The sequence below is a fragment of the Methanosarcina sp. 2.H.A.1B.4 genome (assembly GCF_000979385.1).
Taxonomy (GTDB): Archaea; Halobacteriota; Methanosarcinia; order Methanosarcinales; family Methanosarcinaceae; genus Methanosarcina.
Genome location: NZ_JJOV01000033.1, coordinates 1 through 26119 on the forward strand (window position 1 = coordinate 1; position 26119 = coordinate 26119).

The 26119-nt window shown below is 40.4% G+C and carries 22 protein-coding genes; 12 read left to right on the forward strand and 10 right to left on the reverse strand.

The window, feature by feature from the left end; all coding sequences use genetic code 11:
• The coding region (locus EO92_RS05320; RefSeq protein ID WP_048169854.1) for a hypothetical protein at nt 1-299 on the reverse strand (299 nt) is incomplete at its 3' end.
• Between the two features lie 1320 nt (nt 300-1619).
• Here EO92_RS05320 and EO92_RS05325 point away from each other — a divergent pair.
• The 7 genes from EO92_RS05325 (at nt 1620) to EO92_RS05355 (ending at nt 8685) form a co-directional block, all read left to right on the forward strand.
• The gene (locus EO92_RS05325) at nt 1620-2282 is read left to right on the forward strand and encodes a 4'-phosphopantetheinyl transferase superfamily protein (RefSeq protein WP_235283202.1); all 663 of its coding nucleotides are present in this window, start codon (nt 1620-1622) and stop codon (nt 2280-2282) included.
• A gap of 295 nt (nt 2283-2577) precedes the next feature.
• The gene (locus EO92_RS05330) at nt 2578-2823 is read left to right on the forward strand and encodes an acyl carrier protein (protein WP_048160569.1); all 246 of its coding nucleotides are present in this window, start codon (nt 2578-2580) and stop codon (nt 2821-2823) included.
• Between the two features lie 6 nt (nt 2824-2829).
• On the forward strand, nt 2830-4308 hold the full coding sequence (locus EO92_RS05335) for a class I adenylate-forming enzyme family protein (RefSeq protein WP_048169957.1): 1479 nt from the start codon (nt 2830-2832) through the stop codon (nt 4306-4308).
• On the forward strand, nt 4289-5305 hold the full coding sequence (locus EO92_RS05340; protein ID WP_048169857.1) for a hypothetical protein: 1017 nt from the start codon (nt 4289-4291) through the stop codon (nt 5303-5305). The genes EO92_RS05335 and EO92_RS05340 overlap by 20 nt, the downstream gene beginning before the upstream one ends.
• Nucleotides 5306-5468: 163 nt before the next feature.
• On the forward strand, nt 5469-6533 hold the full coding sequence (gene nadE / locus EO92_RS05345) for an NAD(+) synthase (RefSeq protein ID WP_048169860.1): 1065 nt from the start codon (nt 5469-5471) through the stop codon (nt 6531-6533).
• Nucleotides 6534-6714: 181 nt separating this feature from the next.
• Nucleotides 6715-7848 carry a DUF362 domain-containing protein gene (locus EO92_RS05350; RefSeq protein WP_048169862.1) on the forward strand — a complete coding sequence of 378 codons (1134 nt, stop codon included), beginning with the start codon at nt 6715-6717 and terminating at the stop codon, nt 7846-7848.
• Between the two features lie 288 nt (nt 7849-8136).
• Complete coding sequence (locus EO92_RS05355; protein ID WP_048132220.1) at nt 8137-8685, forward strand: acyltransferase; 549 nt, start codon at nt 8137-8139, stop codon at nt 8683-8685.
• Nucleotides 8686-8823: 138 nt separating this feature from the next.
• Here the strand turns inward: EO92_RS05355 and EO92_RS05360 are convergent, their stop codons facing one another.
• Together EO92_RS05360 and EO92_RS05365 are read right to left on the reverse strand one after the other, a co-directional pair.
• Nucleotides 8824-9408 carry a metal-dependent hydrolase gene (locus EO92_RS05360; protein WP_048169864.1) on the reverse strand — a complete coding sequence of 195 codons (585 nt, stop codon included), beginning with the start codon at nt 9406-9408 and terminating at the stop codon, nt 8824-8826.
• A 237-nt stretch (nt 9409-9645) separates the two neighbouring features.
• Nucleotides 9646-10707 carry a radical SAM protein gene (locus EO92_RS05365; RefSeq protein WP_048132241.1) on the reverse strand — a complete coding sequence of 354 codons (1062 nt, stop codon included), beginning with the start codon at nt 10705-10707 and terminating at the stop codon, nt 9646-9648.
• A 170-nt stretch (nt 10708-10877) separates the two neighbouring features.
• On the opposite strand from EO92_RS05365, the gene EO92_RS05370 reads away from it, so the two are divergent.
• The 4 genes from EO92_RS05370 to EO92_RS05385 all read left to right on the forward strand — a co-directional run bounded on the left by EO92_RS05370 (nt 10878) and on the right by EO92_RS05385 (nt 14634).
• Entirely contained in the window at nt 10878-11054 is a 177-nt protein-coding gene (locus tag EO92_RS05370) for a DUF362 domain-containing protein (protein WP_235283203.1), read from the forward strand.
• Between the two features lie 116 nt (nt 11055-11170).
• Nucleotides 11171-11887, forward strand: a complete 717-nt coding sequence (locus tag EO92_RS05375; RefSeq protein ID WP_048169866.1) for a cyclase family protein — start codon at nt 11171-11173, stop codon at nt 11885-11887.
• Nucleotides 11888-13007: 1120 nt separating this feature from the next.
• Nucleotides 13008-13667, forward strand: coding sequence for a hypothetical protein (locus tag EO92_RS05380; RefSeq protein ID WP_048169868.1), 660 nt, complete (start codon nt 13008-13010; stop codon nt 13665-13667).
• 4 nt (nt 13668-13671) lie between these two features.
• Nucleotides 13672-14634 carry a hypothetical protein gene (locus EO92_RS05385; RefSeq protein WP_048169870.1) on the forward strand — a complete coding sequence of 321 codons (963 nt, stop codon included), beginning with the start codon at nt 13672-13674 and terminating at the stop codon, nt 14632-14634.
• A 597-nt stretch (nt 14635-15231) separates the two neighbouring features.
• Here the strand turns inward: EO92_RS05385 and EO92_RS16995 are convergent.
• Nucleotides 15232-17019: an ankyrin repeat domain-containing protein gene (locus EO92_RS16995; protein WP_235283204.1), complete on the reverse strand. Its 1788-nt coding sequence runs from the start codon at nt 17017-17019 to the stop codon at nt 15232-15234.
• A gap of 802 nt (nt 17020-17821) precedes the next feature.
• Nucleotides 17822-18421, reverse strand: coding sequence for a hypothetical protein (locus EO92_RS05400; RefSeq protein WP_048169961.1), 600 nt, complete (start codon nt 18419-18421; stop codon nt 17822-17824).
• Nucleotides 18422-18740: 319 nt separating this feature from the next.
• Between EO92_RS05400 and EO92_RS05405 the strand changes: the two genes are divergently transcribed.
• Nucleotides 18741-19094, forward strand: a complete 354-nt coding sequence (locus EO92_RS05405; RefSeq protein ID WP_048169874.1) for a hypothetical protein — start codon at nt 18741-18743, stop codon at nt 19092-19094.
• A gap of 102 nt (nt 19095-19196) precedes the next feature.
• On the opposite strand, the gene EO92_RS05410 is transcribed toward EO92_RS05405, so the two are convergent.
• The 5 genes from EO92_RS05410 to EO92_RS17000 all read right to left on the reverse strand — a co-directional run bounded on the left by EO92_RS05410 (nt 19197) and on the right by EO92_RS17000 (nt 26108).
• Nucleotides 19197-19751 carry an XTP/dITP diphosphatase gene (locus EO92_RS05410; RefSeq protein ID WP_048160551.1) on the reverse strand — a complete coding sequence of 185 codons (555 nt, stop codon included), beginning with the start codon at nt 19749-19751 and terminating at the stop codon, nt 19197-19199.
• Nucleotides 19744-21465 carry a bifunctional N(6)-L-threonylcarbamoyladenine synthase/serine/threonine protein kinase gene (locus tag EO92_RS05415; protein WP_048160549.1) on the reverse strand — a complete coding sequence of 574 codons (1722 nt, stop codon included), beginning with the start codon at nt 21463-21465 and terminating at the stop codon, nt 19744-19746. The genes EO92_RS05410 and EO92_RS05415 overlap by 8 nt, the downstream gene beginning before the upstream one ends.
• 45 nt (nt 21466-21510) lie before the next feature.
• Entirely contained in the window at nt 21511-24573 is a 3063-nt protein-coding gene (locus tag EO92_RS05420; RefSeq protein ID WP_048169876.1) for a tetratricopeptide repeat protein, read from the reverse strand.
• Nucleotides 24574-25138: 565 nt separating this feature from the next.
• Entirely contained in the window at nt 25139-25300 is a 162-nt protein-coding gene (locus tag EO92_RS17530) for a hypothetical protein (protein ID WP_156165729.1), read from the reverse strand.
• Nucleotides 25301-25958: 658 nt separating this feature from the next.
• The gene (locus EO92_RS17000; RefSeq protein WP_048137678.1) at nt 25959-26108 is read right to left on the reverse strand and encodes a 30S ribosomal protein S27ae; all 150 of its coding nucleotides are present in this window, start codon (nt 26106-26108) and stop codon (nt 25959-25961) included.
• Between the last annotated feature and the right edge of the window lie 11 nt (nt 26109-26119).

Here is a 26119-nt window from a genome sequence, read left to right on the forward strand (position 1 = left end):
TTATCTGATCCGTTGTCCTTTTCTTTATCTGATCCGTTGTCTTTTTCCTTATCTGATCCGTTGTCCTTTTCTTTATCTGATCCGTTGTCCTTTTCTTTATCTGATCCGTTGTCCTTTTCTTTATCTGATCCGTTGTCTTTTTCCTTATCTGAGTCCCCTACTGAATCGTCTCCGCTCTCAACTTGCTTTTTATCTTTTTCTCCATTATCGCCGTAATTCTGTTGCCCAGCAGCAGCCATGCACACGGTGCATGATAGTAAGAGCATAAAAACAAGAAGCCCCGAAAATATTTTCCTCATTTATACCTCTCCCATTTCTTATTTGAGTTTAATTTTTCTTCACTATCTATTTCTTATGCAAACGTGGACAGTATCCACTATCACGCTTCTTACTAAGCCCTTATACACACTTATTCACCCCACATGCTCTACTCCACATGCATGTGTTGATAGTGTTCGAATATGGTATCCACTCCGTATACTATGTTTATCTGTATACCCCGACGTGGATCGTATCCGTATGTCTGTAAGTGGCCTTTTTACAGGTATTCAAATTCAGTGTACCTTTTTAATGTCGGTAGTTCTTCTGTATACACACCGGTATCCTTATATTCAGGGTGGATAGGGCCTCTGGAACTTTTATTTTTTTATATTTTTTAAAGCAAGAGCTATCTACCAGAATATTTTAAAAATTTTTTAAGGTCACACCTATTGAACTATTGATTATTTAATGACTAAATGGTCCATTATTTAACTTACTTAGTAACATTCCACCCCACTTATGAAATGTTTACTCACATACGTCTTTTTTATTACTATTAATCATTTTCTCTTTTTTGTGTTTTTTCCCTAACTTTATTCATCTATTTTGGGTGTCTGGGGCCCTCGTAAATTCTATTTTTCAAATATATTTAATTTTTATTATTAAATTTCAAAATATACTTCAGGGAATTTTTTTCTTTCCTTTGGAAGTGGTTGGTCTTCCCATGCCATTTTCTTTGAAGGCTCCCCTCTTTATAACAATTATTATATTCTATGCCATATTTATATATATTTTTTAAAAAAAATAATATTAATTTTTAATAAAAATATAATTTGTGATATCCACAAATTCATCGGAGTTTGGAGAATATGGAGAGAATTTGCCCTGACTTATCAGGTATTTTTTCGTTCTTCTCTTCTTCCCTTCAGGGGCTTTCTTCTGTTATTCAAAATAAATTCGGCTCTTCGTTGTTTTGTGTGGATATCCTCATAAAAACCAACGAGGTCTTGTAGTGAAAATCATCTTATCCATAGGGAATGACGAAGAGCCATAACACTTTCATGATACCCGCGCCGTTTCAGGGCAGGGCCATGAATTAAGGTTGATGGAAATATAGCAAATAAAAATTGATGGGTAAAGATTGACGCATTAAGGATAAAGATAAAAATTATCTATAAACAGAGTAAATTTCCGTGGCTTCGGAGATTTTGGGGGGAATTACCACCATAGAACTTCGGATTTTTGGCTGAATGAAAATATAAAGTCCTGTTCTCTTTTTCACCAGTTATGAATATGAGCTTTCATATACAGTCAATTGTAGTAAATATACTGTGAGTTGCATGTATACTGAGAATTTGATGACACTCTCTTTCGTTCCTCTGGAAAATATACCCCACTTATGGGAACAAAACGATGTTCTTATCTTTCTTATTGATCTGGATAATTATGACACATTGAGTATGGAATGTCTCAACAGCACCGAAAGAGAATATCTTGAAAAACTTCATACAATATATTTCAAAAAAAGATATATTGTCTCCAGAATGGTTTTGAAACATGTTCTATGCCATCTCCTTAACAAAAGTTCTGTCCTGGATATCTCTACATATAAAGACGAGTGCGGAGAAGTCCATATACTCAACCATAAAGAGTTGCACATCTGCATATCCTACTCTGAAAATGTTTTAACTCTTGCAATATCAAAGGTTGAGGTTGGTATTGATGTCGAAATTAAAAGATCACTAACACTAAAAAATACTTTAAAATACTTTCAAACAACATCTTCATGCACCGTAAAATCTGCAAGTGACGCCGACATTTTGAGGACATGGACTATGAAAGAGGCTTATTGTAAGTTTTCTAATAAAAATATATTTTCCATTCTCAGTAAAGAGCCGAACTTCAATAATATCTGTTATTTAAGCTATTTATTAGACAATAAATACATCTTTTCTGTCATTACTGATTCGGATCCACATACTATTAATATAAGTCGCCTTGAGAAAATTAACTATGGTTGAAGCAAGAATGTTTGATCAAATCAGGTAAAAAGGCATAATAGATCAAGGAATAACCCTTTTTAACTTCTTTGAATAATTTTATTATTTTTTTAAAGCTGTATGAATCGAGTGCCATAACCTGATACATCTAAGCTCATTTGAATCTCTTTTTTTCCAATGATTTTTTAGCACTTAATTGTTTCAGATTATTTATATAGTTGTATTACATAATTACCTGTGGGGCTTTCAACTACTATAGACAAAGTGTGTATTACGTGCGATTAATGATCTTATTTGAGTACAGGGGTAAGATTGTATGGAACAGATAAAGAATGGCATACTTGATTATTTGAAGGATAATTCTTTCATGGAGCGGGAAACTGTTCTTAGAGACAGTGACTCTCTCACCCAGAACGGCATCATAGATTCTATCGGTTTACTCGAATTGATAGATTATATCTGTGAAACATATTCTATCGAAATTCCTGAAGATATGCTAACTCCGGAGAATTTCGATTCTCTACAGGGAATCACTGACCTGATAACCAGACTGGCGAAGTGAATGGTTATGAAAATTGATGCTTATATCACTGAAAACGCCAGAAAAACTCCTCACCAGACTGCCCTTGAAGAGGGTAAATATTCTATTTCTTACAGCTGTCTTGATGAGGATATAAGCATAATTGCCTCATCTCTGAATGACTTTGAGCACTGCAGATTTGCAATACTGGCTGAGTCCGGCATTCACTACATAAAGGTACTTATGGCAGTATACCGGTCAGGCAACATCGCAATACCCCTGCCAATCGAATTGCCTGGGTTAAGCCTTGAACGAATTCTTGATGCTGCATGCATTAATAACATAATTGCAACGAAAAAACAGTACTTAAGATTTGGAGATGGATTTTTTGAGCGCTTTGGAACTGTGATCGTTGTTTCAGATGATACTGCAGTGGAGACCCTCAGCAAAAGAACGATCCTCGAGAGAAACAATCCCGAACTGAGGCTGGTACTCTATACATCAGGCACAACAGGCACTCCTAAAGGAGTTATGTTAAGCGATAAAAACCTGGTATCAAATTCCAGATCAATAATTGAGGTTCTTAACATAACCCCAAAAGATAAAGCAGCCCTGGTAATCTCTCCACACCACGCCTTTGGGAATTCAATAATCAATTCCCACCTGATGGCTGGAGGATCAATCCACACCGGAACAATGAATTTCATAGACCCGGTTTTTAACCTCATTGAATCCGGAGTATCCATATTCTATGGAGTGCCCAGTACCTATCGCATTCTTCTTAGATACCCGGAAAGGTTCAAAAAAGCCTTTGCGAATGTCAGGACCGCCGCATCTGCCGGCGGAGCCATGGACAGTGTTATAGTGCGGAGTATCAGGGAGTTAAGTCCGGGTACGCAGATTCTGCCGATGTACGGCCAGACCGAAGCCACAGCAAGGCTTGCCTACCTGCCAGTAGAAGACGTGGACAAATTTATAGATACGATAGGAAAGGCAATTCCAGGAGTTACCCTGGATGTCTTCGACTCTGAAAACAGGCCAATGGGACCTGATATCACAGGCGAGCTTGTTGCCAGGGGAGATAATATCCTGCTGGGTTATCTGAATGATGAGGCGGCAACTGAAAAGAAGATCATCAATGGATGGATGCATACAGGGGATCTGGCGCAGAAACTTCCGGGAGGATACCTCAGGCTGCTTGGACGTAAGGACGACCTCCTTAAAATAGGCGACCACCGGGTTAACCCGAGAGAAATAGAGAAAGAGATAGAGAACAACAATGAGGTTTCCAGCGTTTTTGTTGTGCCTGTTTCCCATGAGCTTATGGGCAACGCAATCAGCCTCATGGTCATACCAACTCCAGAAACTAAAGTTGATGAAATTTTTGCTTTTTGCAGGAAGAACCTGCCGGGATACCTGTACCCCAGGGAGATCCTCTTCATTGACCATCTTCCGCTGAGCGAGAACGGGAAAATCTCCAACAGGTCCATTATAGAGGAGTACCAGCATGTCAAAGCTAGCATGTAAAAAGTGTGTTCTGAATTCGGATATTCCGGGCATAGAAATTAACGAAGAAAGCGGGCTCTGCCATTTTTGTGAGACTTATGTCCCTCTTTCTTCACAGGAAAAGGATCAGTACCTTAACAGGATTGAAGAACTCTTCAAAGAATACAGCGGCAGGGGCAATTATGATGTGATATTTGCACTTTCAGGTGGAAAAGACTCTTCATACACACTTTACAAACTCAAAAAAGACTATCCTTTCCTGAAAGTACTTGCTGTCCAGTTTGATAATGGGTTCACTTCAGATTATGCCGTAGTAAATGCAAAGAAAATGTGTGAGATTACAGGATGCGACTATTTTAAGCTGACAATGGAAACAGAGGTCCTGTACGAGCTCTTCCGAAAGGCAGCCGAATCCTCTGATGCGTTTCCTAAGTTTGCCAAATACAGGGCAAGCGACATATGCAATATCTGCATCAGCGTCATCAAACAGAAATTGCTGGAACAGGCCATAGTTCAGAACGCGCCTTTTATTGTATTTGCCTTTACAGCAGGACAGTCGCCCAATCCCATAATCAATCTATCAGCTAATTTTATACAATGGTCAAGGAATCTTTTTGAAAAGCAGCTTCAAAAAATAGGTGTTGATGACAGGGATGAGCAGTTCCTCGTTAAAAATGAGGTCATTAAAAATATCGGTGAAGTTGCTCCATCCATTCTGCATCCGCTCTGTCTGTGGGAATATAGTGAGGACAAAGTTATTGAAACAGTAATGGGGCTCGGGTGGAAAGCTCCCGACCTTAATGACAGTAATTCAACTAACTGCACGCTGAATTCTTTTGCATGCCATAATCACCTCGAAAAGTACGGCTTCCATCCATATGCCTTTGACATAGCAGGGCTTGTCCGAAGTGGGGAAATGTCAAGGGAAGAAGGGCTGGAAAAACTTCACCAAGAACTATCGCAGCCGCTGATAGAGGAAGCTGCAGAGAAACTTGAAATAAAGATAAATCACTCATAAAAGAGCCGGCTGAAAGTTTAATCCGATATTCTTTCAGCAAAGAGTTATTCTTCATATGCCCAGTTATTTTTTATAAATGATCCGGGGATTCAATATATAATTGCATACCGTTTAAACGTATAACTAACTACCATAACAAATAATCGATCAGGGGAGTAATACTATGCAGATAACCGGGAGTAGCGTAGCGCAGACTACAGAGGGTAATATCGCGCAGTTATCAAAAAATAATACCGGGCGGTCAACGGACAGCAGTAATACGCAGATTATGGATGAATTGAACAGAGATGCTGATAAGCTTGCTGAAAGACTCAGGGGTTTTATTAGAGGTCAGATCACGGCTTTTAAGAAAAAAGGAGTGGTTCTGGGGGTTTCGGGGGGTATTGATTCAGCTGTAGCCCTTACGCTTTGCGTACAGGAGTTCGGCAAGGAAAACGTATACGGCCTTCTCCTCCCTGAAAAAGAATCTGCTCCTTCAAGCAAAACCCTGGGGGCAGAAATCTGTGAAAGCCTGGGAGTTTCATATGAGGAGGTCCCGATTTCTCCAATCATTGAGTCTCTTGGCATCTATAACAAAAAGGAACAGATAATAAAAAGGACCTGTCCGGAATACGACCCCGAAATACATAACACTTCACTTGTGCTGCCTGATTTCCTTAATCAGGGATTGTTGAATGTTCCTCATATCAGGCTGATAAAAGACGGGGAAACGGTTGCCAGGCACAGGTTGAAAGCAAACGATTATCTGGAATTGATAGGGCTGCAGAATGTTAAGCAGCGGTCCAGAATGATAGTCCAGTATATGTATGCCGAAAAGATGAATTACGCTGTTTGCGGCACAACCAACAAGACCGAACTTGTCCTTGGCCAGTTTGTAAAATATGGAGATGGAGGTGTAGATCTCGAACCTTTTGCAGACTGCTATAAGACTCAGATCTATGCTCTGGCAAAACACCTCAGGGTAAATGAGGAAATTATAAAGCGCCCGCCAAGTGCCGACACATGGAGCCATTATACGACTGATGAGGAGTTCTACTGGCGTATGCCCATACACATCCTGGATCAGCTCCTGTATGCTCAGGAACATAAGCTGTCTTTAGAGATCACTGAAAAGAACACTGGTCTGCCCAGAGATACTATAGAAAAAGCCTGGAGGCACGTTGACAGAGTAAGAGATAGCACAGAGTATACACGAGCTGCTCCTCCAATCTGTTATCCGGGCATATAAGTCACATGGAGCAAATGCTTCATTAAATGTGGTGCCTGCCAGAAAAGCCATTTGAGGGTTTTTCCTCTTAATGGTCAACAAAATCAACATTCGAAGTCAACGTTAACTCAATCAGCAATTCTGAAGGATAAGCGTCAACTACCTCTGAGCTAAAGACTCAGGGGTTTCCTGCTGAGGTTTTATGAACACCAGAGTTTCCATTGTACGCTGTTCCGACTATTCAGGTGTAAAAGGTGCAATTAAGGAGGCACTCAACCTGATAGGCGGGCTTGAGAGCGTTATATCTCCGGGTAATCGCGTGCTTCTTAAACCCAATGTACTTGCGATCCGGCCTCCGGAGGATGCCGTCACCACTCATCCTGCAATAGTCTCTGCAATGTGTGAACTGGTCCTGGAAGCAGGAGGTATTCCTGTTATAGGGGACGGGTCAGGGATTGCGAAACCGGGTTCTACCACGACAACGGAGGCTTTTCGTGCATCGGGAATTGAAGGTGCCGCATCCGCTGTCGGTGCAGAGCTGATTAATTTTGAGACCTCAGGTTACACCGAGGTCTCTGTTCCCAACGCCAGGCATTTCCCACACCTGTACATCGCAAAAGCAGTCCTTGAGGCTGATGTGGTAATCTCACTTCCAAAACTCAAGACGCATGAACTGACACTCTATACGGGGGCTGTCAAAAACTTCTTTGGGGCAGTGCCTCAGAAAATAAGAAAGCAGGCACATGCCCTGGAAGATCGTGACCGTTTTGGACATGCTGTTGTCGATATCTACTCTATCGCCAAGCCTCATCTTGCAGTTATGGACGGCGTTTTTGGAATGGAAGGGAATGGACCTTCGAATGGCACACCTGTATTTGCAGGCGTGGTCATGGCAAGTTATGACTGTGTAGCTCTGGATATCGTAGCCTCTGAGCTCATAGGAATCGACCCTTTAAAAGTTCCTACAAACAAAGCTGCGCTCTCAAGAGGGTTCGGCACCAGGCATCCGGAAGTTGCAGGAGTGCCTCTGCAGGAGGTAAATCTCAGGTTTAAAAGACCGGAAGGTGGAATTACTGCCTACATGCCGTCTTTTCTTATTGGAATTCTTCGAAAGCAGTTAACTGTAAAGCCTTTTATCAACACCTCAAGATGCGCATTTTGCAAAGCCTGTGTTTTGAACTGTTCAGCGCATGCAATTGAGGAAGTGGGCAGGACACTCACAATCAACCAGCAAAAATGTATCCAGTGCTACTGCTGTCGTGAACTGTGTCCGAATGATGCGGTAGAAATAAAAAAGTCTTTACTCCTTAAAATTGTAACCCGAAGTAAAACCTGATAAGGTCATCACATGATAAGATCATCACATGATAAGATCATCACATGATAAGGTCATCACATGATAAGATCATCACATGATAAGGTCATCACATGATAAGATCATCACATGATAAGATCATCACATGATAAGATAATCATAATATAACTTCTTTCAAAATTGTATGCTCTAAAATTTCAATTAATATGGTTCAAACTTCAATTAATGTAGTTCAAGACTGACTATAGGAAATATATTTATCGGTGGAAGATTAATGGAAAGTAAGTGCCAGGTGTTTTTCACCGCAAAATGGGGGGCATCACCATGACTACCGTGATATCTAACAGAGATAAAGTAACTTTTAATGAAGTAGCTGATCATTACCATAGCAATAAACTCGTCTTTGGAATGAAGTACTTTAAGAACTGGGTTCTGGAACGTGTTGCTTCGTGGTTTCCGATTCCTTCATGGAGAGCGAAATTTCATAAAATGCGAGGCGTGAATCTCGGAAAAAACGTATATGTCGGCTATGATGTGGTTTTTGACAGGCTTCACCCTGAAATGATCACAGTGGGAGATTACTCTGAAATAGGAGACCGCTGCATCCTCTCAGCTCATTCCAGAGGCAGCCTGACCACAAGACAGGCATATCCGAGGACTATAGATCCCATAAAAATAGGAAGTGGAGTCTCTGTAAATCCTGGATGTATAATCACCCAGGGAGTCGAGATAGGGGATAACTCGATAATTGGTATTGGATCTGTGGTTACCCGTGATATCTCTCCAAACAGCCTTGCTCTGGGTTATCCGGCCCGAGTAGTTAAAAAGCTTGATGGCGTAGGGGATCTCAAAACCTGATTTACAGGTTTTTAATTTTTTTACTTTTTTATATATCCACTCGTTGTATTTTTTAATACTGATGGGTGGTTATTTTTATCCAATATTTTTTATTTGTTATCCAGGATTTTTTGTTAAATATCTCAACCAGGTCCGGAATCATTTTTCAGCTCTGTAACTGAATTCAAATCCAAATCGACTCAAAGCGAATAGTGCCATTAATATTACAATGAAAATAAAGAACACAGATGCAAAAGATGCTATCAGATAATGAAATAAACCAGCCCCTGTGAATTCTGCATTCATTAGTGAGAATACACTGGTAGGTTCATTGTAAAGCGGATATAGATAAGGACAGTATGCTTCAGCTATATCATCTAACAGCAGGTGTGTGAGGAAAGCAGATTCTGCAAAAATTGCCATGTATACCGCTTTATTGAGCTCCCTGTATGCAGCATATCCGATAATCCCTCCGAACAGAATTGCAGTAGAACTGAACAGCAATGAATGTGTCGGGATCGGGCCAACCCAGCAGTGTTGTAAAGTGCCGTTTATGAGCAGATTATATACAACTATTAGATCCGGGAACATAGTGCATAAACCACCTACAAACATCAGCAATAGTAGCTTCCTTGAGTCTCTGAATGAGAGCTCTCCGCGAGAGAGCGCTTTTGTTATAGCATATATGGCTACCGCGCCGATGCAAAACAAAAAAAACAGAACATGTACGACCGGATATGGCATAAGGACCCCCTTTTCCAAATTTATGGCTTATTTTTTCACACGAAACGGATCTGAGAGCATTTAGAATCTTCCATATCTAATCAAACCAGAGAGAAGATTAGTAGCTCTCTAAACTTTATTGGTCTATCTTCTATAAGGCACATCTTCTATAAATTTTTGTCTATGTACATGTCCGCTGAAAAAATCTTGTCCTGCTTTCTTTAAAAGGAATTTGGATTAAAGTCCGGGCAGATGCCCTCATAGAGGAATAAGTTCTACAAGCAGCCCGTCTTCAAAAGGATGCCTTTCAATTATGAAAAGCTTTGTTCCAAGGGGTTCAAGTTCTTCTTTGAGTCCGTCCTTAAGGTCTTCAAGCACCCACCAGGCGATCTCAATTTTTCCTTCCTTTACTTCATATAGTTCGTCAGGAACTTCTATCTCCCTGAGAATCTCTTTTGCAAGTTCCTGGTCCCCTTCGTTGATAACCCCATAGATAAGAGTGCCTTCTTCCGTGACCTCGTCAAATTCTCTTGCTGTGTTTTTTGCAATCCTCTGAAACCTTTTGCGCAGCTGGACTGCATCCTTATAAGTCGAAGAACAGAAATGCACTCTTTTGCACGTACTAAAGGCAGTTTTAGCATAAGTATGGGACCCGGCAGCAGCACAGGAAATGTCTGTTTCCAGGGAAAACCCATTTTCATGAAGGGCATTTGAGTTATTATCAGAAAATTCCAGTTCGTTCAGGTTGAGGAAAATTCCCATTTCCTCTGCAAAAGCCGCAACTTTCTCTGCACCTTCAAGGGAAGGAATTTCTATTCCGGTTTCTATTCCCAGATCTTTTGCATTTCGCAGGGTATCTGCATAGGGGCTGTGCATGAGCTCTCCCCAGACAGCCTGTGGAGGATGGAAGCGGATTTCGTCAAGGCCTGCTTCTGCTAACTTTTCAAGGGTTTCCCTCTCAGGAGCAAGAGACGTATAAAGATGAATATGATGAGCTTTTCCAAAAGAGGACTTAAGCAGGCGGATGTAGTGCAGGACTCTCTCCACTTTAAGTAGAGGCTCTCCACCAGTAATCCCTGTCCCGAGGGCGTCCATAAGCTCAGCTTCCTTCAACAAATCCTCATCGCTTTTTACAAGCCTTTCGTTTGCAAAAACCAGGTCTTTTCCACGCCTTTCATCGGAAAGTGGGCAGTAAAAACAGCTTTTAGGGCAAAGGCCAGTTACAAAGAGCACCATTTTGGCGCCCTGCTGGCAGAGCCTGCAGCCTTCTGAAAGGTAACTGCAAAAGGAGCCCGTCTCATCTTCTGTGAACTTTTCCATACCTGAGACTGCATATTCTTTTGTCCTATATAAGGCTTGTTTCCGGATGCCGGCCCTTGCCCCGAATGAGATCTCCCAAATGAAAAGGAATTTTTTCGGGCCCGGTTCAGAAATTAATGGATCAGAAACTAATATATCTGTAAGGTACCAAAGGTTCACTGATGTCAGAGATGGATGGATACGTCGTAGTTTTTGGTTGTAAAAGGTGTGGTAAGTGTAAGGACGTCTGTCCTGTGGGCGCCATTTATGAAGAAAACGAGCTTGCAAAAATCGATCCTGAAAAGTGTAACCTTTGCATGAAATGCATAGATGAATGTACTAACAGATCCATTATTTACATGGAATGACATGAGAATTATTTACCTAAAATTATATGAGAATTATTTACATGAAATTATATGAGAATTAAGTCGAAGTGAAGTCAGAACAAAGTCCAAAAAAGTCAGGACAAGGTAGGAACGAGATGTTTGCCCCGGAAAAAATGCCAGTTAAGGGAAATATCATAGATGTTACAGTCCCTATTTCATCTCTCACTCCGATTTTTCCAGGAGACCCGGAGCCTTCAATTGAAAGGGTCTGTACTCTCGAAAAGGACGGGTGTGCAGTATCCAGATTGAGTTTCGGGAGCCATACCGGCACGCACGTTGACGCTCCGTCTCACATCCTGAAAGATGGACTTTCAGTTGATAAACTGGACCTTGAGAGCCTTATGGGTAAGGCGGTTGTTCTGGATTTATCCCGAAGAAATGGGGCATTGACAGACAATATTCTTGAGAAGGCTTATAATGACCAGAAAATTACTGAACGCGTTTCTATCCTCCTCCTGAAAACAAAGGCTTCTTTCCGGAATGAACAAAATCCCGAAATTCCTGGCTTTCAGGCAGGGAAACCCGATAGAAAAGAGGAATTTGAGGAATCTGCATACCTCGATGCAACTGCTGCAACCTGGATTGTCCGGAACGGGTTCAAAACAGTAGGAATTGATGAATTTTCCGTGGACAGCCTCTCCTCAGAAAGCCTGCCTGCTCATCACATGCTTCTTTCAAATAACGTGAACATCGTGGAATGTCTTGACCTCAGCTCAGTCGATACAGGGATGTATTTTTTCCTGTGCCTGCCGCTCAAGGTTGAGGGTTGCGATGGTGCCCCGGCAAGAGCGGTACTGATTCCTTACTCCTAATTTTAGAACCTGGCTATTGTTTCAGAACCTGGCCATTGTATATCTTATGCCGTCCTGGGTAACCATTTCGAACAAAACACCAACTCAGACATTTCTTTTTCGTTGGATGGGCGAAAATACTCTCTATGCCTTTTTGAGGGGTTGGACAAAAATACCCATTATGTGTAACAATATTTTAAAAAATTACTTATTATATATTGTCCTTTCTTATATTTTTGAAGTGTAACACTAACAAAACGAAACGTTTATTATTTTGTATACTCTTCAAATTGTATAGGTAAAAGTAATTTTCACATATTTGCTAAAAATTTAAGAATTTTGCTAAGTCTGAAAAACATGCTCAAAGGCATATTCAACTTCACAATTATATGATAAAATTGTTGCACATTTTTCTAGTTGGAAAATTCTCCCTTGAATTAGAAGAGGATGCAAAACTATTATATTTTTCGTGTGATTAAAAATCTCTCATATTTGAAGAGGATACAATCAGATCTTTAATCAAACTTAATATTCGATACCTAAATACCTCGATCCAAATGAATTTATCACAAGAGTTGTAACCAATTATAAAATCCAGTGATTTTTAATTTTACATTCGTCACTGGATTTTGGTACTGAGTCGAAATTCTCTATCGTTTATATATATTGCAGGTAGAATTCTAAAAATATAAGGTACACAACTAGTGTCGCGTCAATCCTCAAGGATTGAATGATTCTGAATAGTTGTAATTGATTTATACGACATTTTACTGCTGACACGACACTAGGTAAGGAATTAGATATTAAAATTAAGATTAAATCCATATTTCGAATCCCTGCCAGGATAGGAAAACAATACTTGGCTATTGACCATTTTGTTGATATTATATCAGTAAGATGGTCTTTTTGTATAGCATATTGTCACAAGAGTGCCGGGGTTCGGAATGTGAAATTAAAGAAGTTTCGGTTGCGAGAAAAACATAATCTTTCATTCTCAAAAAAATTATACGCGAAAACTACTACATCGATTCCAAAATAAATCCCTTGTTTAGAGGGAAATTCGTTGATCGATAAATCGATTCAAAAGCCAAGCGATTGGACATACTTTGGAATCGCAGTACTACAATATTGAGGCCAGATAATGACTGTTTGTAAAATTTGTGGATATGATCATTCTCCAGATTATTGCCCAAAATGGGAAAGTGACAAACATACTGAATTATTGAAGGAGCTAAAATCAGTTTCAGAAAAAAATGGCGACACTTTACGAAATATAGATACAACGATGACCGAAGGTCTTGAAGATGTTGTAAATGAGATTAGATATAATCATGAAGAAAATATGCATCTGATGACAAAAAATCTGGAAGCTTTAACAGGTATAGGCAAATTACTTCTCAACTCTCTTACTGTTGAATATTGCCAGCGTTATAATGAAGCACTAAACAATTATAATAATAAACGATTTGATCAATGCCTTAAAGTGCTCGAAAAAGCAGAAGATCTAAAATCAGATGATTGCAGAGTTTATCTTTTAAGAGGACATGTATATGAAAAACAAAATAAGTTAAAAGAGGCTTTAGTAAGTTATATGATAGCGAGCCAAACGGTTCCCAAAAATAATCGTGTCTATAAAGCATATTGCCTTTATCTTATCAGTTGGGTTTATTTTTACATGGGGGATATTGATATGGCTATCAAAGAAATAAAAGAAAGTTCAAGGTTACATGATATTCCCGAATATGGGTATCAATATGCAAGGTATATCTCCTGTCGACAGCTAACACTATTAAAGGAGTGATATTTTGGATAATGATGTTGAAGAGATGCTTACTTCTCTTAAAAAAGCCATACAAGAAGACCGAAATAATTATGATAGAGTCTTGAATGATCCCTTGTTTAAAAACGTTAAATCTCATGTTTTAGTTTTACGTGACAATATTTTGCAGGAAACGCGATTAAAAACAGAGAAAGAACTTAGTTATTTAGAAACCAGCTTTAAACAGTATACAAATATACCGAATACTATAAAACTTCCTGAGTCTATTGTCGAAATGATTGAAAAAACAAAAAATGACATTACCGAAATTAAAAGAAAAATGAAAAACAATTCTTATTTTGATTATTTAAACAGTTTGGATAGAATAACAAACCTAAATATAACAGTATTAAATATTAGAGGAGAATTAATTGATTTCAGGGGGTCATCAAAGAATTATTTAAACAGTTTGGAGACTAATTTACGTAATGCTAATTTACATATAGATGAAACAGATAAAAAATTGAGCACATTAACGGCCTTATATTTTGGTACAATTATTATTGCACTAATTTCTCTATTTTGTTTCTACAAAATAATAAAAATGAACTCTGAACCAGGAGGAGATCTTGGAATTTATGAACCTTATATTATAGGTGCCCTCATGGGCATAGGAATAGTAATTGGAAAATTTGCAGACGTAGATAAGGAGTTTACTATCCTGACATCACTATTTCGTGGTATAGTCTGGGGAATTTATGCAGGTGTTGCATATTTTATATTGACCATCGGATTAATTATAATCGGGTTTTTCTCCGAAACGCTCTCCGATACAATATTTGAAATCATTCTAGTAGTGAGTGCGATATTTCTTTTTGCCTCAATTATACCTGATAAAAATATCTCAAAGGAGAAAACAATACTAAACGATGAAAAAAGGAACATCAATAATATAAAGTCAGCTATTAGTGAAAATAAATTGATAGTAAGTACTTTGAAGAGTTTTTAAAAGCAGGCCGTCTAGTTTTATACATCCTGATTTGGAAATCAAAGTTGCACTGGCGTACCCCGCTGCAAGTAATGGGGTATGTTCGCGCCACTGCTCGAAATTCCAAAAAAGAAGACAATAAACTTAATAAGGTTTAGTTCCAGCAGAAGTCAATAAACAAAAAAAATGGAATTGATAATTCTTATTATCATTAATGGTTACCGGGGAAGTTTTCCAGCCCCGCAGCAAGCTAGCGAGGTATTCGACTGAAATAAATAGATTACGATTTTGGTTTACACGAAACATGTTTCTCCTAAAAATTAGTTGGAACATGCTGTCTCAAAACTACATTTGATTCTATAATTGGAATGAAATATTTTACAATCGGGTTAGTTTATACCTGAATTTAGGAATAATTTCCGATCTGAATAGACACATTTAACTTCACAAATGTATGACAACATGATTGTATATTTTTCTGATTGGAAAATTTTCCTTTAAATTTGAAGACGATGTCGTAATTGCAATCTTATAATAACCTTCTACAAACAAATTGATAAAAAACCCAATACAAACAGTGCTAATGACAATTGGAACCATTTAACGAGGAGTATTTTCTTACTTCATCTTGTCTCTTAAACTCTTTTTAATAGTTGGGGTTATTGGTTTTAAGACAATTAACTTCTTTTCAACAATCGGAGTTATCAGTTTTAAGGTAAAAGCCATCTTCTTGCCAATTATTTTTTCCTCCTTCAGCTTTTTTACTGTATTTTCTTCTGTTAGGACTATATTAATTACTTTACCAACTGTATCGATTGCATTTTTAACTTCCTCCTTATTCATCTCAACTCTTAGTGCATTACATGTATTTTTAGTAGTCTCTGAAAGTTTCTCATAATTATTCTTTGCAAAAGATTGAATCAGCTCACGTTTTTTCAAATATTCAGATTCTTTACCATCCTCGTAATATTCTTCCATGACACTTCTCGTTTTTGTTTTTCTAAGTTCCACTTCTTCAAAGTTTTCGCAAGTGCCCTGTGTTATTTTGCACAATTCTTTTCTGCCGTCCTCATTTTCTTTAGTTTCACTTTCTAGTTCGACAAAACATTCCATCTCAACTTTTTTCCAATTCGTTTTTATATCTTCCAATATCGTTTGAGCTTTTTCCAGATCAGCATCTGTCAAATCTAGTCGATCTGTTGTGAAATTTGACATTTGATACATAACAGACCGTATCTTAGCCAAAGTACCTTCTCCATATATGGAATTGCGAAGCTCTTTTTGGAAATCGAAGAATATATCCATTGCTTTTTGTTTTCGTGCTTCTCTTTTTTGCTCCCCTCTTTCCTCTGCAGCTTTTCTTGCTTCTTCATCTGCCATTCTTTTTGCTTCTATATAATGGCAATCAATTATGTTATCTTTTGTATCTGCCCTAAAAGCTTCTGTTTTATTATTTTTAGGAAACAACTCGATAATATCTTTATTCTCCTTAGCTGTCGCAATAATTAAAGCAGTGTAACTATTTTTGTTTTGAATATTGAGGTCAACACCAGCTTTAATAAACAACTCAACAATATCCTTGTCCCCCTTAGCGACCGCAAACATCAAGGCAGTAGAACCATCGGTATCTTGAATATTAAGGTCAGTACCAGCTTTAATAAGCAACTCAACGATGTCCTTCTGTGCCGAGACTGTTGCACTCATCAAAGCAGTGCGACTTTCGGTGTCTTGAATATTGAGATTGGCATCACCTATAATAAGCAACTCAACGATATCCTTCTGTCCCATTTTCGCTGCATAAATCAAAGCAGTGGAACCATTTTTGTTTTGAATGTTAGGATTAGCACCACCTTTAATAAGCAAATCAACAATATCTATTATCCCTTCAATTACCGCATAAGTCAAAGCAGTGCTACCTTTTGTATCTTGAATATTGAGATTAGCACCACTTTTAATAAGCAACTCAACTACATCCTTATGCCCGCCAGTTGCCGCGAACATCAAAGCAGTGCTACCTTTTGTATCTTGAATATTGAGATTAGCACCACTTTTAATAAGCAATTCAACAATCTCTTTATACCCTTGGGCTGCTGCAATGTTCAAGGTAGTGTTACCATTTTTGTTTTGAATATTGGGATAGGCACCAGCTTTAATAAGCAACTCAACTACATCTCTGTGGCCATGATCTCCCGCAACCATCAAAGCAGTAATGCCATTTTTGTCTTGAATCTCAATTACATTTTTATTTTCTTTTAGAATACGGCCTACATCTTCTATCTGCCCTGATGCGCAAGCATTTACAAATTCTACAAATTCGTCTACCGAATTCGGGTTTCGTTTTGCCCCACGTAATTTATCAAATAGTCCCATAATATCACGACTTAAAAAACAAGAGCTGAAATTCATATTCTTTTGTATGTGCAGATATTTCTGCATTTAATAGCCATATTAGTTTATATTCAACATTGTTGATTATAGCTTCTATCTTATTTGCTGCGTACGTAGGCTTTTGCTATTGTAAGCTTCATCAGCGTTGCGAGGTTGCTGAGTGCAGTGTGTGCCTTCCCAAGTGCCGTTCATACTCTTTAACATAAACTTTTTTTCGTATGGGTTCCATTTCGCTTCATAGGTCTTACCTGACGATGATTTTATATTTTCTAGCTGCTCATCTGACATTTGTATCCTCCGTTTTAATTCTATAATTAACTATATTTTATTATGTATACTCACATACATTAATATATAAAAATTTATAATTATTCATACTCTGTATAACTATATTTATTCTCACATAATCGTAATTTTATCGAATAAATGGGCAGTGTGCCGATTTTTCTGTAGAATCACAAATATATAGAAGTTATTGTATGGAAAATCCACTATCGAGTTCATAGGATTATACTCAGTACACAAAAATTAACTTTTAATTTACAGCAAATTTGTGACAATAACAATACAAAAAAACCATCTTTTTAAAAGGTGGATGTTATCAAGCTTAAAATACATTATTTTTCAGCCAAAACTACTGAATTTTGCTCTTTATCTCAATAGATGGTTCGGCAGTGTCACGAATTTGCTGTAAATTCGAAATCAAGTTTTTGCTCACTATAGAAAAAATTGATCTTCCGATTTGGAATATTCTACCCAAGAACTTTTTGAGATTTGTGATTTTACAGAAAAATCGGTACATTGTCGCTTTTCCTGATATTCAGAACCGGGTCATTGTATATCTTATGCCGTCCCGGGTAACCATTTCGAACAGGAACTCGCCTGAAACAGGGTATTCTATTACAACTGCTGTGCTTTCGAGAACCGAAGATGTTTCATTGCCCTCTTGGTTCCCGGCAGGAACCCATATGCCTTCCGAATTCTGTATGCCTTTTATAAAGTGGATGGGGTTTCCTTCAAGCAGCACTCTCTTTTTAACCCCGTTTTTGTACTGGTAGATAAGGGTGTTATTTTCCGGAACCCACCCGGAGTCAGTCAGGTTGCCGTTGCATTCCTGGTCGGGGTCCACTCCGAAACTGATGTACCTGACAGACGGCGGGAGAGAAAAGGTCAGGGTGCACATGCTCCCCTCAGGGCTGTACCTGTCTGCAGGGTTTCGGGCATATCCTCCCTGGATCGAGAGAAGGGAAAGGGAAGCAGTTTCTGCCTGGGCTTTAATCTCCGCTTCCTGAAGGACAGGAGAGGCTATATTCCAGGCCTGGGCCAGAAGGAGGACTACTGCAGCCAGAAGCCCAAGATAGACTACGAGTTTAAGGGGGATCGTATCTGCGGCCACAGTGTCGGAAATAATTTTTTTCATGTAATTGTAAATGACTTCCACATAATAAAAAATTTTACATGGAAAGACGAAGTTTTCTGGCAGCTAAAATCTAAAAGGAAAACTTGAAGATAAAGAGCAGGCTAAAAGATAACAGGAGACGACTGACAAAAGCAACCTTGAATAAAATAATGCTCAAAAGATAAACCTGATAAAAAGATAAACTGAAAATGAAAAGTACAATTCATCGGAACACACAGGAGGGTTTGGGATAAACGAAGAATGCGAGGAAAATCTGCTATGCATTCCTTTTTCTGAGGAGCAGCTTGAGGAAATCAAAAAGTATGCAGCCCTTAACGGCATGGAGGTTGAAGAATTTATAAAAAACGTTTGCCTGACTCACTGTCTCCAGCAAATGGAATACGTCCACGGGCAAAAGCCAGAAGGACCTGAAGCTGGAGAAGGGGCTACAAAATCGGAAAACGGGTCAAAAACCGAGCCAAAGAAAATCGATATTAAAGGCAAAAAGCCTACCTCAAAAGATCTGCTTGATGGGCCGCTCGTCCTGGACCAGCAGTGCATAATGGATCTATTTGCAATCAAACGAGAGTTCGGCCATACTTCAAATAACAAGATCATTACTGTCGCCCTGAAACTGGGTTTAAATCAGCTCAGTGTGGCCCTTGATATGCTCAAGCACAAACTGGAAGAATAAAATAAAATGAAAAAGGAGAATAGAAGAATAAAATTAAGTGAAAAAAGAGAAAAAGTTAAGAAAATGGCCTTTGCAGGCAATTTTTCTGAAAGTGCAGGGTTTTTAAGCCCTGCTGGTAAACCATTCCAGGAACTTATCGACAGCCCTGCGCCGGTGGGAAACCTTATTTTTCTCTTCGTCCCCGAGTTCCCCGAAGGTCATGCCCTGGTACTCGAAGATAGGGTCGTACCCAAAACCGCCCGTGCCACGCTCTTCGTATGCGATTTTCCCTTCCACTATTCCAGGGAAAACCAGGGGCTCTTTTCCGGGTTCGCAATATCCGATTACGGTTTTAAAATATGCGGCCCTGTCCTCTTCTCCATCCATCATTTTGAGCACTTTAGGATTTCCCAGTTTGTCTTCCACAAAACGGGAGTACGGGCCTGGAAAACCGTTTAAGGCATTTATGAAGATCCCGGAGTCGTCTACCATCACAGGCATATTCAGTTTGTTTGCAACATACTGTGCCCCGTAAGCCGCGATCGGTTCAAGTTCATCTTCCTGGAGTTCCGGATAACCATTTTTGTTCTGGATTACCTCGATTCCGAAAGTTCCGAGGATATCCCTTACTTCGGCAAACTTGCCTTTATTTCCCGTAACAAAGACGATCTTATGCATAGCGAGCCCTCTTTTTTATCTCTTCAACTCGCCGGAGTACATCCTCTGAATCTATAAAAGTACTTCCATACCCTTTTTCGAAAGCTTTAACAAGGGTTTCGTGGTCGCGGTGAGTACTTTCAAAAGTCTGGAAAAGCACATGGACATCCACACCTCTGGCTTCCAGGCTTTTGTCAAAATAAGCAAGCCCGAAGTCAATGAGGTAAAGCCTCTCGCCTGCGAGCAGGAGGTTTGAGGTGGTAAGGTCTCCGTGCACTATACCTGAACTATGCAACTTGCCCACAAGTTCTCCGACCTTTTCTGAAACCTCGGGAGTTATAAGATACTTTATGGGGACTCCTTCGATGAATTGCATTTTGAGCTTGAATTCCTCAACATCGTAGATGATTGGCGTAGGTACTCCCGTGCGCCTGGCTTCAGACATCAGGCGGGCTTCTGCCCGGTTCCTTTCTCTCCTTATCCTCTCATCTATCTCTCTGTGCCTGTAAACCTTGGGGACCCTTTCCTTAACAAGCACCTTCTTCCCTTCAGGTCCATCTTCAAGGTAAACAACAGCTTCAGCCCCACTGTCCAGCATTTCTCCGGGAGGAGTCCTGAAGAACGTCTCAGGAGAGATTTCAGGGACCCTTTTCATATCCTCTTCCTTTATCCAGGTCACTTTCACATCATCGGTCCTGAAACTCGGGTTCACACGCGAGTCTTCAATGGAGAGGGTATTTCCGGACTTATACATCAGGAGCCCGGTATATGCGATCATTGTCCCGTTGTCGCCCATGAAGCGTTTTTCGGGCACATAGAACGTTGCATCCCTGGCTTCACACATCTTGTTTAACATCTCGCGAAGCCTGGTATTTGCACCCACTCCGCCTGCCAGCAGCACTTCCTTTTTTCCTGTGTGGGCAAGGGCTCGTTCTGCAACCTCAACGACCATTGCAAAAGCTGTTTCCTGATAGGAATAACAGACATCTTCAAGAGAGGCTTTTTTCAGGGCTTCGCTTGAAGCGGTGGAAAGCCCGGAAAATGAGAGGTCCATTCCTTTAATCACATACGGGAGATGGATATATTGCTTTGCGTCTTTTGCGCATGCCTCGATTTTAGGCCCTCCAGGGTGAGACAGGCCTGCTCCCCGCGCAAACTTATCAAGGGCATTTCCAAGGCCAATATCAAGAGTCTCGCCAAAGACCCTGTACCGCCCTTCCATATACGAGATAACCTGGGAATTTGCCCCGCTTACATAAAGAACTACAGGGTCCTTTGCAGGGGTTTTCCAGATCCCTATTTCTATATGAGCAATGCAGTGGTTGACCCCTATAAGAGGAATACCCAGGGACAGGGAAAGCACCCTGGCTGCGGTTGCAACAGTCCTCAGGCAGGGTCCGAGTCCGGGACCCTGAGAAAAAGCTATGCCGTCAATATCTGAAGGCTCTACCCCTTTTCCTTTTGCCTCTGCAAGGAGTTTTTTGATAACACTTGCTGCATATTTTGCATGGTGCTGGGCGGCTTCCCTGGGGTGGATTCCGCCTTTTTCGGGTTTATATGTCTCTGTGACCTCGGCAATGATCTCGGTCTCGGTCACGATTGCGGCACTCAGGTTCCAGGCAGTGCCTTCGATTCCAAGGATGAATGTGTTTTTCACGGCTTCCACTCTCCTTCCGGTGCGTCTCCTCTGCTTGCTATCACTGCCTTCGATAATATCGGAGAGGGTTATATACATTTGCTTTTCCGGTTTCTCTTCCCTGGCTTCAAAACTTCCCGAGCTTTAAAACTTCCCAAGCTTCTCAATGCTTTCTCTCATGGGTTCCGGAGAGAACAGGCTTTTTTCAAGTTTTTCCGTAAACTCTTCCAGAATGGATACAGGGATGTCAAAGTCCGGAGGTGGCGGAGTAAGCGTTTCAAGTTCAAGTTCTTCTTGTTCCGGCCTGCCAAATCTGAACGCCGGAAGGAACAGGAGGGCGGACAAAATCAGAATCGAGCTTACATACTCTTTTTCATAAAGCGCCCACAATGCATTGTTTTCACCAGGCCGGTAAAAAATCTGGCTTACAATGGATGCCGGCCAGGATACAATGGGGAGGGTTGAGGCTGCGGGGTGAGACAGCAGCAAGCTGAAGATCAAAAGGAAAATTAGCCCGAATCCTGCTTTTTTAATAAAACCGTATGTTCCCGGAGCAAGCCACCATTCCCACCAGGCATATCTACGATTTCTTGCGCGGATACTTTTAAGGAGCAGGGATGCAGGCTGTTTTACCTTCCTGGAATTCTCAAGCTTCAGGCATTCTTCGAGCCTTTCCGAAGCTTTTCGGAAGTAACGGATCTTGCAGTAAAAAAGTCCCAGGAAGTACAGGGCATAAGCTTTCAGTTCGTTGTCTTCGGGTTCCTGGCAAATGGCTGCCTTTTCAAGTTTTCCGGCAGCCGCAAGGAGCATGTACCTGAAACGCGCACTATTTTCCTCAAAAGAAGCTTCTGCACACATATACCTGGCGTATGCATCCCAGAGCAGGAGCCTCTGGTCTTCCGTATCCAGGGCAAGAGCTCGCCTGAAGGACTCAAGAGCGGCTTCACATGCCTGTTCTTCAAGCTCTACTCTGCCTTTCAGGCTCCTTGAGAAGGCATTCTCCGGAGCTTCTGCAATTGAAGCTTCAAGCTCTTTTAACGCACCCATGCTGTTCCCGAGCCTGAAGTAAATCTCTGCAAGCCCGTTTCTGGCATGAATGTTCTTCGGGTTTGCTTCAGTTGCTTTCCTATAAGCCTGAAGGGCTTTTTCAAAACCTCCCTGCTTAGAAAAGGCAAAACCCAGCAGGCAGGAGGGAATATCAGGGTCCGTATCCTCTACTGTGGACCTCTCAAGGACCTCGGCAGCCTTCTCAAAATTCTGAAGCCTTATCAGGGCAAAGGCTTTCATTACCGAAGCCGTGGCATCTTTGGGATCGAATATAAGGGCTGTATCAAACGCTTCCAGGGCTTTTTTCCATTCTCCGCAGTGTGAAAAAACAATACCTTTCCCGGAACAGGAGATTTTCCCGTTTCCGGAAAGCTTTCTGGCACTCTCAAAAGCTTTCAGGGCGTCTTCGTATCTGCCAAGAGCGTCAAGGGCAAAACCTTTCGCGGTCCTGAGCATTTCCAGCACGGGCTTTTTCCCGGCAGGGTCCAGAATCCGGGACATCTCCACTTTTTGTTCTTCACCGGGCCTTCCGACTTTTTCTGTGCCTATGGTTGTGTAAAAAATCTCTTCTGCCTGCTCAAAAGCCTCCAGAGCTTCTTCATATTTTTCAAGGCATATGAGGGCAATTCCTTTGTATACAAGGGGAGATATGTCCTCTGATCTGTGTTTTGTTGCTCTGTCAAAAGCTTTAAGTGCTTCTTTATATTCTCCAAGTTCGGCAAAAGCAAGCCCCCTGTATTTCCAGCCCTCAGCCCCGATTTTATTTTCAGGAAGCTCCTCGGACAGCTCAAGGTATTTTTTAAAAGCTGTCTGGAGCTGGTTTTCAAGAGGCTCTTCGGTATCCTTTTGCCTGGTTTTAAGCCTGGAGAGGGCGACTCCGCGGTTGTAGCGGGCAGGCAGGCTGTCATAATCAAGTGTAAGGAGATTTTCATAAGCTTCGAGGGCTTCCCTGTACTTCCCGAGTTTGCAGAGTACATTTCCCTTTCCGTTCCAGGCAAAGGCATTCTCTATATCAAGCCTCAGAGCCTTCTCAAAAGCCTCAAGAGCTCTGGAACAATCCCCAAACTCATAATAGGCCTCCCCAATACCGCTCAGGATGCAGCTATTTTCTGGCCCGAAGGAGAGGGCTTTTTCGTAAGCTTGCATTGCTTCGTAATATTTTCCGAGGGCAAGGAAGCAGCTGCCCATCCCCTCCCAGCCTTCTGAATTCTCTGGGTCTTCTTTAAGGGTTTTACTGAATGAATCAAGTGCCTGTTGATAGTTTCCAAGAGCCAGCAGGGCTTTTCCCATGTTAATTTTTGCTTCAGTAAGGGAACTGTCCATCTGAAGTACACTTTCAAACGCCTGAAGCGCTTCCCCATACCTTCCCAGGCTTCCGAGCAGCTTGCCTTTTTCTATCCTGTTTTTTACGTTCATGGGCTCAAGAATAAGGCTTTTTTCAAAAGCTTCAAGCGCTTCTTCTTTTTTTCCAATGCCTTCCAGAATTTTCCCCTGAGTTTCCCAGGCTCCTGCAGAAGCGGGTTCAAGTTCCAGAGCCTTTTCACATGCTCTCAAAGCTTCCCTTCTTCTTCCCAGGGAAAGGTATGCTTTTGCCTTGCCTTCCCAGGCCCCTGCATGTAAGGGTTCCAGCGCCAGTGCTTCTTCAAAAGCTTCAAGAGCTTCCACACTCTTTCCCAGAATGTAGAGGGATACTCCCCTGTAGTACCAGGCTCCAGGGTTTTCAGGATTTATTTCAAGGGCCTCTGAAAGGGCTGAAACTGCTTCGATATGCCTTCCAAGCCGGTTTAAGGCAAGCCCGGTGTAGTAAAGAGCTCCTTCATGTTTTGCATCTCTTTCAAGCACCCCTTCGAAAGCCTCCAGAGCCTGCTCAGGAAGGTTCAGGTACCCGAGTGTAAGCCCCTTAAAGTAGCGGGCAGGGACATTTTCCGGGTCAAAAGCAAGAGCCCTTTCAAAAGCTTCCAGGGCTTCATCAGGCCGGTCCATGTACCGCAGTATATTTCCCCTGTATTGCCAGGCAACTGTGTCCTGAGGGTTTATCTCAAGCAGGGCATCGAAAGCTTCAAGAGCCTTTTCAAAATTTTTCTCTGACCCGATCGGATTTTTCAGGTTCAAAAGAGCAAGTGCTTTACTGTACCAGGCTCTGGCATAAAGAGAGTGCATATTACCCCGGGAGTTCTCTTCTTAAAATATTTGTGTGAAATTATATATACGCCCGGCTATATATACGACTACAGAAAATAGTTACTGATTTGCTAAATTTGAGATCTAAATTGAGCTTCAGGTTTCGTTCATGGGTATTTATTGCAAAAAAGGGCTCATTCAAAAAAGAGTTTATCCAAAAAATAGCTTTATGTGAAGATAATGTTTGATGGTTCTCTGTTATCAATCGGTAGATCTTATAAATAGAGGTGGTAAAATTGTCGAGGAAGAGGGATTTTACAGCTACATTAATTTTTCTTTTGATGCTTTTATTTATTTTGATTCGTTTTTTAAGTTCATCTCAGAATTAAGTTTCTTATTAAAGGATCTATAAAAAAGTATTCTAATTTTTTGATATCCTCATTTATTTTAGGTTTTATTAAAATCTATAACTATATATGATCTAAAATAAGCTGCCATTTATTTTTATTTTAAATATCTTATATTAAATCCCATTTTATGCTTTATAAAGTAAATCTCCGGAAAATAAAAAAACAGCTTTTTTAGATGCTAAACCAATAGTCATTCACTCTTTCTTTTCCGGCGGAAGCTTGAAGATCAGCCTGACGTTCTTTAAGGTCAGGTTTTTTATGATAAGAGGTTTTGGCCCCAGACCTTTTATTTTCAGATTTTTTATGTTCGAGTCTTTTATTGTGATAATTTTCTTTCTCGTGTTTTTCTCTGACATGTTACCCCTTTACTTTTCTGATGTCCTTTAAATTCAGGTTCTTTATAATAAGATGTTTTGGTCTCAGACCCTTTATTTTCAGGCTTTTTACGTGAATGTTCTTTACTCTGATTATTTTTGTTTTCGCACTTTCCTCAGGCATATTTTATTCCTCTCCTTGCTAAACAGTGTCTTTCAGCTTTCGGACTATATTTTGGATGAAGTATAATATTCTGAAAATAACTTGTTCTTTTATCCATTGTTTTAAGTTTGAGACATCTTTCCGTAGGTGTCCTCAAAAAATGATATAACTTAAAGATATTACTTCCAAATAGAAATTGGCATACAAAATAGATAAATTATTGCATAAAAATATCCCTAAAATATAACTTAGCGATATTTAATTAGGTAAATAATTGGGGTCTAAAAAAATATAAATATTGAAAGGAGACCTGCAACAACTTAAGTGGAAAAAGTGAACCGAATTTGGCATAATCTGCAAAGAAAAGACTTGAGATATTTCTCAGAAAAGACTTGAGATGTTTCTCAGAAAAGACTTAAGATATTTCAAAGAAAAGACTTAAGATATTTTCCTCCGGAAGAGGGCGTAAGTGAAAGGAGCCGCAGGAAAAACTCCGGCGGCTCGGGTTGAAAAATGAGTTATGATTTCCCAAGCGGGTTATTTCTTGAATTCGGTGTAGCCGCACTTTCCGCAGGCGAGGCGGTTTTTGTGTTCGGCAAGGAATACACCTGGTCCGCATCTGGGACAGAACTGTTTGAGTCTGGTTACGGAGTCGCCCTGGACTTTGTAGTAATCTTTTACTGCCATGTTTATACACC